This is a genomic window from Methylobacterium sp. WL7 (genome assembly GCF_008040085.1).
Lineage (GTDB): Bacteria > Pseudomonadota > Alphaproteobacteria > Rhizobiales > Beijerinckiaceae > Methylobacterium > Methylobacterium mesophilicum.
Genome location: NZ_VRVG01000057.1, coordinates 19,859 through 33,553, shown reverse-complemented (window position 1 = coordinate 33,553; position 13,695 = coordinate 19,859). Strand labels below are relative to the sequence as shown.

Sequence of the window (13,695 nt, the reverse complement as noted above, 5' to 3'; positions counted from 1 at the left end):
TCGCTGACGCGAGGCCCACCCTCCCCCGCAGAGGGGGGAGGGAGGCGTCGGCGGTGTAGGCGCCCAAAACACTCACGCCGCGCTGGCCTCCGGGTGCGCCGCGTCCCACTCGCGCAGGGCCTGGGCGTCGCGGGGGGTGACGTCCGGGTAGTCCGGTTCGCCGCCCACCGCCGGGGTGACCCGCCAGGAGCGGGCGCATTTGCGGCCCTCGGCCGGGGTCGGCACCACGGCGACGCCGCGCACCTCGTCGAGCCGGAACGCCTCCGCCGGGCCCTCACCGGCCTCCACCGTGATCGCGGAGGTGATGCAGGTGTCGGCGAAGTCGCAGCCCTCCAGGGCGGCGAGCAGCTCCGGGTCCGCAACGTAGACGGTCGGGGCCGCCTCCAGGCTCGCGCCGATGCGCTTGGCCGCGCGCTCGATCTCCAGGGCGCCGGTCACGGCCCGGCGCACCTTCCGGATTTTCTGCCAGCGCTCCGCCAGGGTGGGGTCGAGCCAGGCCGCGGGCGTCTCCGGCAGGGTCTGCAGGTGGACCGAGCCGTCGGCGGACGGGTAGCGGTCGAGCCAGGCCTCCTCCGCCGTGAAAGCGAGCACCGGCGCCAGCCAGACCACCACCCGACGGAAGGTCTCGTCGATCACCTGCAAGGCCGCCCGGCGGGTCACCGACGAGATCGGATCGCAGTAGAGCGCGTCCTTGCGCACGTCGAAGTAGAACGACGACAGGTCGCCGGTCATGAAGCCGTTGAGCAGGGCCACGACCCGCTTGGTGTCGTAGGTCGCGTAGGCCTCGCGGATCTCGCCGTCGAGCTCGGCCAGCCGGTGCAGGATCAGCCGCTCCAGCTCCGGCATCTTTTGGAACTCGACGTCATCCCCCTGGATCCGATGCGCCAGGGAGCCGAGCATCCAGCGCAGGGAGTTCCGGAGCTTCCGGTAGGTCTCGGCAAAGGTCTTGATGATCTCCGGGCCGATCCGCAGGTCGTCGGTGTAGTCGGAGGCAGCGACCCACAAGCGCAGGATGTCGGCGCCCGAATCCTTGATGATGCTCTGCGGCGCGACGACGTTGCCCTTCGACTTCGACATCTTCAGGCCCTTCCCGTCGAGCACGAAGCCGTGGGTCAGGACGATGTCGTAGGGCGCCCGGCCGCGGGTGCCGGAGGATTCGAGCAGCGAGGACTGGAACCAGCCCCGGTGCTGGTCGGAGCCCTCCAGGTACATCACCCGGTCCTGGCCGCCGTCGCGGACGCGCCGCACCCCGGCGAGCGCCGGGAACGCCTCCGGATCGTCCAGCACGAAGGCGTGGGTGGAGCCGGAATCGAACCAGACGTCGAGGACGTCGGTGACCTTCTCATAGGCGGCCGGGTCGTGGTCCGGGGCCAGGAAGCGCTGCGCCGCGTCGTCCTGGAACCAGGCATCGGCGCCCTCCGCCTTGAAGGCGGCGCGGATCCGGGCGTTGACGGCCGCATCCTTGAGGATCTCGCCGCTCTCCCGGTGGACGAACACGGTGATCGGCACGCCCCAGGCGCGCTGGCGCGAGACCACCCAGTCCGGCCGGTTGCCGACCATGCCGGTGATGCGGTTTTTTCCTTGGGGGGGCACCCATTGCGTCTCCTCGATCCCCTGGAGGGCCACGTCGCGCAGGCTCCTGTCACCGAGCGACGGCACCGGCCGGTCCATGGCGATGAACCATTGTGGGGTATTCCGAAAAATCACCGGCTTCTTGGAGCGCCAGGAATGCGGGTACTGGTGGCGCAGCACCCCGCGGGCGACCAGCGCCCCGGCCTCGGTCAGCGCGGCGATCACCGCCTTGTTGGCGTCGCCCTTCTCGCCCTTGTCGGTGAGCACCCGGGTGCCCTCGAAGCCCGGCGCGGCCTTGGTCAGGGCGCCGTCCGCATCCACGGTGTAGGGGATGGCCGGATCGATGCCGCGCTGGGCGAGGCTGCGGCCGGCGGCCATCCAGATCTCGAAATCCTCGCGGCCATGGCCGGGCGCCGTGTGGACGAAGCCGGTGCCGGATTCATCGGTCACGTGGTCGCCGTCGAGCATCGGCACGGCGAAGTCGTAGCCGCGGCCCTTGAGCGGATGCGCCAGGGTGAGACCGGCCAGGGTCTCGGGGCGCACGTCGCCGACGCGCTCGAACGCCTCGACCCGGGCGGCCTTGAACACGGTGGCGGCCAGGCTGTCGGCCAGCAGGTACGTCTGCCCGGGGGTGGCCCAGTTCTCGGCCGGCGCCTGCGTGACGCGGTAGAGCCCGTAGGCGATCTTTTTGGAGTATGCGACGGCGCGGTTGCCCGGCATGGTCCAGGGCGTGGTGGTCCAGATCACCACCCGGGCGTCCGCCAGCGCCGCGTCGGCCCCGTCATCGGCTCCTTGCCGGATCGGGAACGCGACGAACACGGTATCGCTGACATGCTCCTCGTACTCGACCTCGGCCTCGGCGAGCGCGGTCTTCTCGACCACCGACCACATCACCGGCTTCGAGCCGCGATAGAGCTGGCCGCTCATCGAGAACTTCATCAGCTCGTCGGCGATCACCGCCTCGGCCGGGTAGGCCATGGTCGCGTAGGGATGGTCCCAGTCGCCGGTGACGCCGAGGCGCTTGAACTCCGCCCGCTGCACGTCGAGCCAGTGGGCCGCGAAGGTCCGGCATTCCTGCCGGAACTCGATCACCGGCACGTCGTCCTTGTTGCGGCCCTTGGCGCGGTACTGCTCCTCGATCTTCCACTCGATCGGCAGGCCGTGGCAATCCCAGCCGGGGACGTAGTTGGCGTCGAGGCCGAGGGCGCCCGCCGAGCGCACCACCACGTCCTTCAGGATCTTGTTGAGCGCCGTGCCGATATGGATGTTGCCGTTGGCATAGGGCGGCCCATCGTGCAGCACGAAGCGCGGCCGGCCCGAAGCGGCGGCGCGGATCTTCCCGTAGAGGTCGATCGCGGCCCAGCGCTCCAGCAGCAGCGGCTCCCGGGTCGGCAGGCCGGCGCGCATCGGGAACTCGGTGCGCGGCAGGAACAGGGTCTTGGAATAGTCGCGGGCAGAAGCGGTCTCGGGGGTGGTCATCGGATCTCGCATCGGCGGTCGGGCCGGCGGCAATGGGCCGGCCGATACAGGAATCTGGGCAGGGCGGGCGGCAGCTGGATCCCGGACTTCCGCGCGGCCTCGCCGAAGCGGGCACTCATTTACGCGGAGGCCGGGCCAATAATTCGAAGCCTGCGGCCCAGGCCGCGAAGAGCATGCGAAGCGAACATGACCCGTTCTCTAGCAGCGGCCCCTTCCCGATGCCAGCGGGCGGCCCTGCGATGCCTGATGAGACCTTTCGGCGCCTGAACCGTTGACCGGTACGTCCTCCGCGACGCGCACGTCGCGGAACTCGTCCCGAACGACGACCAGGAGTTGACCATGAAGAAGCTGATGATCGCCGCCCTCGCCCTCGCCCCGCTGGCCTTCGCGTCCGGCGCCGAAGCCCAGGGCACGGCCAGGGGCGCCCAGCGCGGCGTCGAGGACGGCTCGGCTGCGGCCGGCCCGGTGGGCGGCGTCGTGGGCGGCGCGGTGGGTGCGGCCACCGGCACCGTCGGCGGCGTGCTCGGCACCGACCCGGATCCGGCCCGCCGCGCCCGCGAGAACCGCCGCGAGGAGCGCATGGACCGCCAGGAGCGCATGGGCCGCTAAAGCCCCGCCTCGGACATCGGCCGGTCGCCCTCAGGCGGCCGGCCTGTCCCGCCGGATCGTCTCCTGCGCCAGGAGATAGAGGCCGGAGCCGACCACGATCATGGCGCCGGCGACCGTCCAGCGGCTCGGCACGTCGCCGAACAGCAGGAAGCCCAGCGTCACCGACCACAGCAGCTGCGTATAGATGAACGGCGCCAGCACGTTGGCCGGCGCGCGGGCATGCGCCATCACCAGCAGCCAGTGCCCGAGCGTGCCGAACAGCGCGACACCGACCAGCAGCGCCCAGTGGGTCAGGCTCGCCGGGTTGGTCCAGATCCAGGGCAGGAGCGGCGCCATCAGCGCCAGGCCGGCCAGCCCGGTGTAGAACATCGTGGTGGCGGTGGAATCATAGGCCGCGAGCTTGCGCGTGATGATCGCGTAGAAGGCGTAGACCACGACGTTGGCCACGCACAGCAGGGCGGCCGGGTGCATCCCGCCGAGGCCCGGGCGGACGATCACCAGCACGCCCAGGAACCCGACGGCGATCGCCGCCATCCGGGCCCGCGACGACCATTCGCCGAGCAGCGGCCCGGCCAGCAGCGCCACCGTAAGTGGGGCGGCGAACTGGATCGAGATCGTCTCGGCCAGCTGCAGGTAGCGCAGGGCCACGAAGTTCAGGGCCGTGGAGGCGAACAGCAACAGCGAGCGCACGATCTGCAGCGTCAGCCGCCGGCTCTTCACCACCCCGGGGGTGCGCACGGGATTGATGAACAGCGAGATCATCGCGACGCTGGCGGCGTAGCGCATGAAGGTGGTAACCAGCGGGTCGACCTCGGCCCGCGCCAGCGTCTTGGCGCAGGCGTCGAGGCTCGCGAAGAAGGCGACCGCGCCGCACATCAGGGCGATGCCGACGATCCGCCGGCGGCGCGCGAGGTCGGGTGACGGGGCCGCACGCGCGGAGGCCCTGTCGTTGGCGACGGATGTCGCGACCTGCGTGCTCATGCCTACCAAATCTCGGTGGAGGCCTGCTAATCTGCCACGGGCGTACCCGCCGCGGCACCCGCCGCCGCGCAGGGGAACCATGCAGCCGGCACGGCGTCGGACGCCGATGCCGGGCTCAGCGCTTGGCCGCGACCTTGTCGGCGGCCGCCGTCTTCGTCGCCGTCTTGGCGACCTTGGCTTTCGCCGGGGTGGCTCCGGCGATCAGGGCGGCCAGATGCCCCTGGTCCAGGCCCGCGGCCGGAGCCGGCACGGCGGCCGGCGCGATGGCGGCCGCGCTCACGGGCCGGCGCGGCTCGATCGAGCCGGTCGCGGCTGGATCGGGCATGCTGGCAAAGGCCGCGATCGGACTCGCGGGGGTGGATTCGCGCTGCACGCGCAAGGTCCAATGGGCGGCGGTGGAGAGAGCGGCGATCCCGAGGATCGCCTTGATGCCGCCGGTGAGCAGGGCTCGCATGGTGGTCAGGCCCGAAAGAACGCGGTTACGCCGGACCGGATCCCGGCCCCATCGCATCATCGCGCGGGAGCGTGAACGAAGCTGCAACCGCCTGGCGTTGCATCGTCCCGGATCGGGGCAGGGCGCCGGATCGGGGGGCCTGGACGCCGCCGCGGGCGCCTATCCGCGCCGGTGGCGAACGGAAATCTTTGTGGGCCTTGCGCCGAGCCCGCGGTTCCTGTTCCCCGCGCTCCCGACACTCCTGCAGCGACTCGGCCCACTGAGCCTCACAGGATTGGTCCAGAGAACTGGTCCGAACCACCCCGTCACTGCCGGCCCCGCTACCATGCAGGCCCGAGCGGGCTCGCGAAACCTTCAGGCGCATCGGCCGCGGGAGACCGCTCGTGTAGAGGGTGGCAGCCGAGCCGGCAACAGAGCGACGGCCGATTCGGCGCCCCCCGCGGCGATCAGCGCGCCGCAGCGGCCGCGGCGAAGCGCATCAGCGCGGCGATCTCGGCGTCGTCCGACCCCGCGGCCAGGCGCGCGTACAGATCGCCAAAACCCGAAAACACCTGCCGCCCGGCCGCGTCCGGCCCGAGGAAGTCGGCGATCTCGCCCATCTCGGGCGCCCAGCGATAGGCCTTCGGCGCCATGTCGGGCAGGGCCTTGGCGAACCGGGCCAGCAGCGCCGGCTCGTTCTCGGCGAGCTCGTCGAGAAGTGCCGTACCAGCCCCGGCCCGCTCGGCGGCCAGGACCATGAGGGCGGCGAGCGCCGTCAGCCCCTTGTTGAGGCCGGCATAGCTCATCTTGAGGCTGGAGGCCGCGCCGACGGGCCCGGGGCAGACGCGCAGGTCCAGCCCAAACGCGCGCAGGGCCATCGCCGGGGCGGTATCGTCCCCGGAGACGTAGACGCGGGGCCCCGTGCCGCCGGGCTTCGGCGGCAGGCCCAGGATCGCCCCGTCGAGGAAGGGCGCGCCCGCGCCGGCGACGATCGCGGCGATGCGCCCGACCGTGTCCGGGCTGACGGCGTTGGCGTCGACATAGACCGGCTTGCGCGGTGCTGCGGCGAGGGCGGGGGCGAGGCGGTGAGCCAGGGCCTCCGCGTCGGCGGGCGGCACGATCGACAGCAGGATGTCGGCGGCCGCGAGGTCGGCCAGATCGGCATCGACCATCCCGGCCGCCTCGGCGCGTGCCCGGCTCGCCGCTCCGCGCCCTGCGAGCGCGGTCAGCACGCGGGCGCCGTGCTCGACCAGCCGCGCCCCGATGGCGCTGCCCATGGCGCCGGGGGCGATCACCGCGATGGTGGGCATGGGAGGCTCCGAAAATGCGCTGCCGGGACTATGGTAGCCGGCGCGCTTACGATGTCATCACGTGCTCCACGATCCGGGATCGCCTTTACGATCACACGGCACGCCGATAATCTTGCGAGCATGGCCCAACGTGCAGAGCATCCGCCCGAGCAGCCCAGGCATTGGCGCCTCCAGGACGCCAAGAGCCGGTTTGGCGAACTCGTTCGGCGAGTCAGGAGCGATGGCCCGCAGCATGTGACTGTCCAAGGCCGGGAGGCCGTCGTCGTGATCTCCGCTGAGGAGTTCCGTCGGCTCACCGGACCTGCGACGGGCCAGTCGCTCATCGATGCGCTGCAAGCCTCACCCCACCGGGACATCGATCTTGAGCCCGAATCTGTGGTGATGCCGGTTCGCGATGTCGGCTTGTGACTCGCTGGCTGCTCGATACCAACGTCCTGTCTGAGTTACGCCGTCCGCGACCCGAGCAGAGGGTCGTGGCCTTCGTCGCCGCCCAACCGCTCGACGCCCTCTTCGTGAGCTGCGTAACGCTCGCAGAACTCCGCTTCGGGATCGAGCGGCTCGCCGACGGAGCCCGTCGGACGGACCTGGCCGATTGGCTCGCGCACCGGCTCAGGCCGATGTTCGAGCGACGCATCTTGCCCCTCGACGAAGACGTGATCGTGCACTGGCGATTTCTGGTCGAAGAGGGCCGGCAACGCGGGCACACGTTCTCGCAGCCGGACCTGCTGATCGCCGCAACGGCCCTGGATGCAGGACTGACGCTAGCCACGAGAAACACCTCGGACTTCTTGCAGACCGGCGTCCCGATCTTCAATCCATGGACCGACCCGCTCCCTTGAGGCTTGCGTAGGCGCGGGACTTACCGCAGCGAGCCGCAGAACCGCTGGATGCGCCGGCAAGCTTCCTCCAGGACGGCGTTGGAGGTGGCGTAGGAGATGCGCAGGTTCGGGCCGAGCCCGAAGGCCGAGCCGTGCACGGCGGCCACGCCCTCGGCCTGGAGCAGCTCGGTGACGAAATCCTCGTCCGTCTCGATGGTCTTGCCGGATTCGGTCTTCTTGCCGATCAGCGCCGCGCAGGACGGGTAGACGTAGAAGGCGCCCTCCGGCGTCGGGCAGGTCAGGCCGTTGGTCTGGTTGAGCATCGACACGACCAGGTCGCGCCGGCCCTGGAACGCCGCCCGGAACTTCGCCAGGTGGTCCTGGGGGCCGTCGAGGGCGGCGACCGCCGCCCATTGCGCGATCGTGCTCGCCCCGGAGGTCTGCTGGCCCTGGACGAAGTCCATCGCCTTGATCAGCTTCTCCGGCCCGGCCGCGTAGCCGATCCGCCAGCCGGTCATGGCGTAGCCCTTGGAGACGCCGTTCATGGTCAGCGTGCGCTCGACCAGCTGCGGCTCGACCTGGGCCGGGGTGACGAAGGCGAAGTCGCCGTAGGTCAGGTGCTCGTAGATGTCGTCGGTGAGGATGTGCACGTCGGGATAGCGCAGCAGCACGTCGGTGAGCGCCTTCATCTCGTCGCGCGTGTAGGCGGCCCCGGACGGGTTCGACGGCGAGTTGAGGACGATCCACTTGGTCTTGGGCGTCAGGACCCGGTCGAGTTCTTCCGCCTGAAGCTTGAAGCCGTGCGCCATGTCGGTGTCGGCGAAGACCGGCGTGCCGCCGCAGAGCCCGACCATCTCGGGGTAGGACACCCAGTAGGGACGGGGGATCACCACCTCGTCGCCGGGGTTCAGGGTCGCCAGGAAGGCGTTGTAGAGCACCTGCTTGCCGCCGGTACCCACGATGGTCTGCGAGACCTTGTAGTCGAGCCCGTTCTCACGCTTGAACTTGCGCACGATCGCCTCGCGCAGGGGCGCGATGCCCGAGACCGGCGGGTAGCGGGTCTCGTTGCGGTGGATCGCCTCGATCGCGGCCTGCTTGATGTGGTCCGGCGTGTCGAAATCCGGCTCGCCCACCGACAGGCTGATGACGTCGACGCCGGAGGCCTTCAGGTCCCGGGCCTTCTGGGTCATCACGATGGTCGCGGACGGCTTCACCCGCGAGAGGACGTCGGCGAGGAGAGCCATGATGTGTCGATCTCCGTGAGGGCGAGGCGATCTCGGACGCCCGCGATGCGGCGGGGACCCTAGGCCGACGGTGCGGTGCGGACAAGGCTGCGCGGCAGCCCGGTTTTCATGCTAGGATCGTGCCGATCCGAAGAGGCCGAGTGAAGAGGCCGAGTCATGCCACCCGCCGAGACGATCAGCGTCACGCTGCCTCCCGAGACGGTCCGCACCCTGCGCGAGCGCGTCGAGGCCGGCGAATACGCCTCGCTCGGCGAGGTTTTGGAGGACGCGGTGCAGGCTTGGCAGAGCCGGCGCCGGGAGGATGCCGAACGTCTCGACGCGATCCGCGCCCGCATCCGCCGCTCCCTCGACGACCCGCGGCCGCCGCTGAGCGTCGAGGAGGTCCGAGCTCACATCAAGGCCCTTCATGCCGAGACCGTGAAGGCCCACCGGAATGCGACGCCTTAGGGTCGTCTTCCGTGCGGAAGCCGAGTTCGATCTGCTGCAGATCTACCGTTGGGTCTACGAGGCGAGCCGCGATCCGAGCGTTGCCGACCGGTTTCTGGACCGGCTCGTCAGCCGCTGTGAACGTGTCGGCGACGCACCCCATGGTGGTCGCCCGCGCGACGATTTGGAGCCCGGGTTGCGGACGGTATCGTTCGAACGATCCGCTGTGATCGCTTATCACGTCAACGGCGATCGGGTGGAGATCGTCAACGTCTTCTACGGCGGCCGAGACTTCGAGACCCTGTTCCAGGGCGGGGATCAAGCAGGCGGGACGAACTGAGAGCGACCTGCGTCGCCTGCAGCACGGGCATCGGCCCCTCGACCGGCCCTCGCACCGGCCAGCCCGCCTCCCTATCTCCCAACCATGACACCGCTCTCCGTCCTCGACCTCTCCTTCGTCAGCGCCGACTCGACCCCGGCGCAGGCGCTGCACGACACGCTGGCGCTCGCGCGCCACGTCGACGGTCTCGGCTACCGGCGCTACTGGCTGGCCGAGCACCACGCCCTGCCCAACGTGGCGAGCCCGGCCCCCGAGATCATGATCGGCCAGATCGCCGCCGCGACCCGGGCGATCCGGGTCGGCTCGGGCGGCATCATGCTGCCGAACCACGCGCCGCTGATGGTGGCCGAGCGGTTCCGAGTGCTGGAGGCCCTGTTCCCGGGCCGGATCGACCTCGGCCTCGGGCGCGCGCCCGGCACCGACGGGCTCACCGCCCGGGCCCTGCGCCGCCGGGAGGCGCCCGGCGAGGGCGGCAACGACGACTTCCTCGACCGCCTGCAGGAGTTGCTGTTCTGGGACGGCGGCTTCCCGGAGGGGCACCCGTTCGGAAAGATCCAGGCGAGCCCGTCCGGCGTGCCGCTGCCGCCGATCTTCCTGCTCGGATCGTCCGATTACAGCGCCCAGCTCGCCGGCGACATCGGCTGCGGCTTCGGCTTCGCGCAGCACTTCTCCGGGATGCCGGCCGAGGCGCCGATGCTGGCCTATCGCCGCCTGTTCCGGCCGACGCGGCTCGGCACGCAGCCCCATGCGATCCTCGCGGTGGCGGCGATCTGCGGCGCCACCGACGCGGAGGCCGAGCGTCAGGCCGCGAGCGCCCGCCTCTCGACTCTGCGACGGGAGCGCGGCGAGTACCGCCCGCTGCCGAGCTTGGAGGAAGCGCTCGCCTACCCGTATTCCGACGCGGAGCGGGCCCAGATCGAGCGCGGCCGCGACAAGCTGCACGTGGGCGGGCCGGAGACCCTGCGGGCGCGGCTCATGGACCTCGTGGCGCGGACGCAGGCCGACGAACTGATGATCGTCACGGCGATCCCCGACCAGGCGGCGCGGCACGACTCCTATACCCGGCTGGCCCAAGCCTGGGGCCTCGGCGCGGTCTCGGAGGCGGCCTGACGGTCAGGGATCCCAAAGGGCTCAGCCCTTTGGCGGAGTATCGGGGCGGAGCCCCGATGAACCAAGGCTCCGCCCTAAACCCGCACAAGGTCCCGGACCTTCTGGATCCGGAACCTTGGCGTCAGCGCCCCAGCAGGCGGCCGAGGCGACCGAGCAGGCCGGGGGCCTTCTCGTCAGGCGGTGCGGCGGAGGCCGCCGGGGCGGCTTCGCCCTTCAGCGCCAGGACCAGCCCGAGCGCCGCCGTGTCGGTGGTCTCGCGGTCGATCAGGATCAGGCTGCCGGTCTCGCGGTTGGCCGCGTAGGCGTCCACCGCCACCGGACGGTCGAGGCGCAGGGACACGTCCGCGATGTCGTTGGCGGTGAGGCGCTCGGCCGGGCCCGGCTTGCCGGTCTCGGGATCGATCCGGGAGACGATCCGCTCGACGGTGGCGTTGACCGTGGCGGTGCCGATCTTGGCGAGCAGGCTCGCCCCCGGCGCCAGCTCGGTCTCGGCCGCCCAGAACAGCCGGGCGTCGAAGCTCTCGGCGACCCGCAGGGGCGCGCCGGACGCCGCGATCACCTGCCCGCGGGAGGCGTCGATCTGGTCGGCCAGCACCAGGGTCACCGATTCGTCCTCGCCGGCCTCGGGCAGGTCGCCGTCGGCGGTGTAGATCCGCGCCACCGTCGAGGTCCGGCCGGAGGGCTGGATGGTGACGGCGTCGCCCGGGCGGACCCGGCCGCTGGCGATCCGCCCGCTATAGCCGCGGAACTCGGAATTCGGCCGGTTGACCCATTGGATCGCCATGCGGAACGGAGCGTTGAGCGCCTCCGCGTGCACCGGCACGGTCTCCAAATAGTCGAGCAGCGTGCCGCCCGTGTACCAGGGGGTGGCGATGCCGGGCTCCACGACGTTGTCGCCGTTCTTGGCCGAGAGCGGGATCGCCTTGACCTCGGCGAAGTTCAGGTCGCGGGCGAACGCGGCGAAGCCCGAGCGGATCGCGTCGAACGTGTCCTGCGACCAGCCGACGAGGTCCATCTTGTTCACCGCCAGCACCACCCGGCGGATGCCCAGCATCGAGACCAGCAGGGCGTGGCGCCGGGTCTGGCGGATCAGGCCCTGTCGGGCATCCACCAGGATCACCGCCACGTCCGCCGTCGAGGCGCCGGTGGCCATGTTGCGGGTGTACTGCTCGTGGCCGGGGGTGTCGGCCACGATGAACGAGCGCTTGTCGGTGGAGAAGAACCGGTAGGCGACGTCGATGGTGATGCCCTGCTCGCGCTCGGCCTGGAGGCCGTCGACGAGCAGCGCCAGGTCCATCTCCTGCCCCTGCGTGCCGTGGCGGCGGGAATCGCGCTGGAGCGCCGAGATCTGGTCGTCGAAGATCTGCTTGGTGTCGTGCAGCAGCCGGCCGATCAGGGTCGACTTGCCGTCATCCACCGAACCGCAGGCGATGAAGCGCAGCACGGCCTTGCTCTGGTGGGCGGCCAGGAACGCCTGATAGGTGGCGGCACGGTCGCTGAACGCGGTGGGAGCCTGGTGCACCGTCATCAGAAATACCCCTCCTGCTTCTTGCGCTCCATGGCGCCCGCGCCGTCCTTGTCGATCACCCGGCCCTGGCGCTCCGAGGTGCGCGCCGCCAGCGTCTCGCCGACGATCTCGGGCAGCGTGGCCGCGTCGCTCTCCACCGCGCCGGTGAGCGGGTAGCAGCCGAGGGTCCGGAAGCGGACCAGGCGCTGCTGCGGAACCTCGCCGGGCTCCAGCGGCAGCCTGTCGTCGTCCACCATGATCAGCTGGCCGTCGCGCTCCACCACCGGACGCTCGGCCGCGAAGTAGAGCGGCACGATCGGGATTTTTTCCTGCTCGATGTAGAGCCAGATATCGAGCTCGGTCCAGTTGGACAGCGGGAACACCCGCAGGGACTCGCCGCGCTTCTTCTTCAGGTTGTAGAGGTGCCAGGGCTCCGCGCGCTGGCGCTTGGGATCCCAGCGGTGCTGCGCGGTGCGCAAGGAGATGATCCGCTCCTTGGCCCGGCTTGCCTCCTCGTCGCGGCGGGCGCCGCCGAAGGCCGCGTCGAACTTGTACTTGTCGAGCGCCTGGCGCAGCGCCTGGGTCTTCATCACGTCGGTGTGGACCTCGGAGCCGTGGCTCACCGGCCCGATGCCGCGGGCGAGCCCGTCCGGATTGGTGTGGACCAGGAGGTCGAGGCCGAGTTCCTTCACCCGGGCGTCGCGGAAGGCGATCATCTCGCGGAACTTCCACGTCGTGTCGACGTGGAGCAGCGGGAACGGCAGGGTGCCGGGCGCGAACGCCTTCAGGGCCAGGTGCAGCAGCACCGAGGAATCCTTGCCGATCGAGTAGAGCATCACCGGGTTCTCGGCCTCGGCGACCGTCTCCCGGAAGATGTGGATGCTCTCGGCCTCCAGCCGCTTCAGGTGGCTGAGGCGGTCGGCGGAGGCGGGGGCGCCCGTCGGCACCGCGGCGGCGAGGGCTGCGCTCATCGGGCGAACTCCGGCTGGCGGGTCTTCACGTCTGGGGTGCTCTCGAAGATGGCGGGCTCCTGGCCCGGCTGGATCGACGCGGAGGGCCGCCCGACATGCAGGCCGCACTCCTTCTTCTCTTCCTGCTCCCACCACCAGCGCCCGGCGCGCTCCGGCTCGCCGAGCTTCACGGCGCGGGTGCAGGGGGCGCAGCCGATCGACGGGAAGCCGCGATCGTGCAGGACGTTGTAGGGAATGAAGTTCTCGCGCACAAAGCTGTCGACCTGCGCCCGGGACCAGTCGGCCAGGGGGTTGAGCTTGATCAGGCCGCGGGCGGGATCGAACTCGGCGAGCGGCGTCTCGGCGCGGTTGGCCGACTGGCCAGCGCGCAGGCCGGTGAGCCATCCGCTCGCGCCGTCCAGCGCCCGGCCGAGCGGCTCGACCTTGCGGAACCCGCAGCAGGCCTGCCGGGCCGCCACCGAGCGCCGGAAGCCGTTGATGCCCTCGTCGCGGACGAACGCCTCCTCGGCGGTCCGCTCCGGCGCGTAGGCGCCGATCCGGATCCCGTAGGCCGATTCGGTTTCGGCCCAGGTGTCGTAGGCCTCCGGGAACAGCCGGCCGGTATCGAGGGTGACGATCTCGACGCGGCCCTTCGCCAGCCCGGCCATCGCCAGCCCGTGGGTCAGCGCCTGGTCCTCGACGCCGAGGCTCGTGGTGAACACGAGCCGGCCCGGGATCTCGGCGGCGATCAGGTGGAGGCGACCTGGCAGGTCGAGCCCGGACAGCCGCTCGGACAGGGACTCGGCCATCGTTCGGTCCGGACGGGTCATCGCGACATGTCCTGAGGTTGGTGCGTGGGATAAGGGCGCGGATCACGCCGCACCCAGTTGTCGAAGGGTCGAAATGTTCGCTATAA

Annotated in this window: 14 protein-coding genes; 6 read left to right on the top strand and 8 right to left on the bottom strand. The window is 70.7% G+C overall.

The window, feature by feature from the left end:
- Nucleotides 1-72 precede the first annotated feature (72 nt).
- Nucleotides 73-3,051: an isoleucine--tRNA ligase gene (ileS, locus tag FV233_RS15825; protein WP_147898014.1), complete on the bottom strand. Its 2,979-nt coding sequence runs from the start codon at nucleotides 3,049-3,051 to the stop codon at nucleotides 73-75.
- Between the two features lie 339 nt (nucleotides 3,052-3,390).
- Between ileS and FV233_RS15820 the strand changes: the two genes are divergently transcribed.
- Complete coding sequence (locus FV233_RS15820; protein ID WP_147898013.1) at nucleotides 3,391-3,660, top strand: hypothetical protein; 270 nt, start codon at nucleotides 3,391-3,393, stop codon at nucleotides 3,658-3,660.
- A gap of 30 nt (nucleotides 3,661-3,690) precedes the next feature.
- Here the strand turns inward: FV233_RS15820 and FV233_RS15815 are convergent, their stop codons facing one another.
- The 3 genes from FV233_RS15815 to FV233_RS15805 form a co-directional block, all read right to left on the bottom strand.
- Nucleotides 3,691-4,641, bottom strand: a complete 951-nt coding sequence (locus FV233_RS15815) for a DMT family transporter (RefSeq protein WP_147898012.1) — start codon at nucleotides 4,639-4,641, stop codon at nucleotides 3,691-3,693.
- Between the two features lie 115 nt (nucleotides 4,642-4,756).
- Complete coding sequence (locus tag FV233_RS15810; protein ID WP_147898011.1) at nucleotides 4,757-5,095, bottom strand: hypothetical protein; 339 nt, start codon at nucleotides 5,093-5,095, stop codon at nucleotides 4,757-4,759.
- A gap of 446 nt (nucleotides 5,096-5,541) precedes the next feature.
- The gene (locus FV233_RS15805) at nucleotides 5,542-6,384 is read right to left on the bottom strand and encodes a DUF1932 domain-containing protein (RefSeq protein ID WP_147898010.1); all 843 of its coding nucleotides are present in this window, start codon (nucleotides 6,382-6,384) and stop codon (nucleotides 5,542-5,544) included.
- Nucleotides 6,385-6,504: 120 nt separating this feature from the next.
- Between FV233_RS15805 and FV233_RS15800 the strand changes: the two genes are divergently transcribed.
- Both FV233_RS15800 and FV233_RS15795 read left to right on the top strand, forming a co-directional pair.
- On the top strand, nucleotides 6,505-6,792 hold the full coding sequence (locus FV233_RS15800) for a type II toxin-antitoxin system Phd/YefM family antitoxin (protein ID WP_147898009.1): 288 nt from the start codon (nucleotides 6,505-6,507) through the stop codon (nucleotides 6,790-6,792).
- Complete coding sequence (locus FV233_RS15795; RefSeq protein ID WP_147898008.1) at nucleotides 6,789-7,223, top strand: type II toxin-antitoxin system VapC family toxin; 435 nt, start codon at nucleotides 6,789-6,791, stop codon at nucleotides 7,221-7,223. The genes FV233_RS15800 and FV233_RS15795 overlap by 4 nt, the downstream gene beginning before the upstream one ends.
- 20 nt (nucleotides 7,224-7,243) lie before the next feature.
- Here the strand turns inward: FV233_RS15795 and FV233_RS15790 are convergent, their stop codons facing one another.
- Complete coding sequence (locus FV233_RS15790; RefSeq protein WP_147856804.1) at nucleotides 7,244-8,446, bottom strand: pyridoxal phosphate-dependent aminotransferase; 1,203 nt, start codon at nucleotides 8,444-8,446, stop codon at nucleotides 7,244-7,246.
- A gap of 156 nt (nucleotides 8,447-8,602) precedes the next feature.
- Here FV233_RS15790 and FV233_RS15785 point away from each other — a divergent pair, with 156 nt between their 5' ends.
- The 3 genes from FV233_RS15785 (at nucleotide 8,603) to FV233_RS15775 (ending at nucleotide 10,322) form a co-directional block, all read left to right on the top strand.
- Nucleotides 8,603-8,893: a ribbon-helix-helix protein, CopG family gene (locus FV233_RS15785; protein ID WP_147856803.1), complete on the top strand. Its 291-nt coding sequence runs from the start codon at nucleotides 8,603-8,605 to the stop codon at nucleotides 8,891-8,893.
- Nucleotides 8,880-9,212: a type II toxin-antitoxin system RelE/ParE family toxin gene (locus FV233_RS15780; RefSeq protein WP_147856802.1), complete on the top strand. Its 333-nt coding sequence runs from the start codon at nucleotides 8,880-8,882 to the stop codon at nucleotides 9,210-9,212. Before FV233_RS15785 ends, FV233_RS15780 begins: the two co-directional genes overlap by 14 nt.
- Before the next feature lie 84 nt (nucleotides 9,213-9,296).
- Entirely contained in the window at nucleotides 9,297-10,322 is a 1,026-nt protein-coding gene (locus FV233_RS15775) for an LLM class flavin-dependent oxidoreductase (RefSeq protein WP_147898007.1), read from the top strand.
- A 121-nt stretch (nucleotides 10,323-10,443) separates the two neighbouring features.
- Here the strand turns inward: FV233_RS15775 and cysN are convergent, their stop codons facing one another.
- The 3 genes from cysN to FV233_RS15760 are packed head-to-tail and all read right to left on the bottom strand — an operon-like array spanning nucleotide 10,444 to nucleotide 13,609.
- A complete protein-coding gene (gene cysN / locus FV233_RS15770) occupies nucleotides 10,444-11,850 on the bottom strand; it encodes a sulfate adenylyltransferase subunit CysN (protein WP_147898006.1) in 1,407 nt (468 codons plus the stop codon).
- On the bottom strand, nucleotides 11,850-12,800 hold the full coding sequence (cysD, locus tag FV233_RS15765; RefSeq protein WP_147856965.1) for a sulfate adenylyltransferase subunit CysD: 951 nt from the start codon (nucleotides 12,798-12,800) through the stop codon (nucleotides 11,850-11,852). Before cysD ends, cysN begins: the two co-directional genes overlap by 1 nt.
- Nucleotides 12,797-13,609: a phosphoadenylyl-sulfate reductase gene (locus FV233_RS15760; protein WP_147898005.1), complete on the bottom strand. Its 813-nt coding sequence runs from the start codon at nucleotides 13,607-13,609 to the stop codon at nucleotides 12,797-12,799. Before FV233_RS15760 ends, cysD begins: the two co-directional genes overlap by 4 nt.
- Nucleotides 13,610-13,695 lie beyond the last annotated feature (86 nt).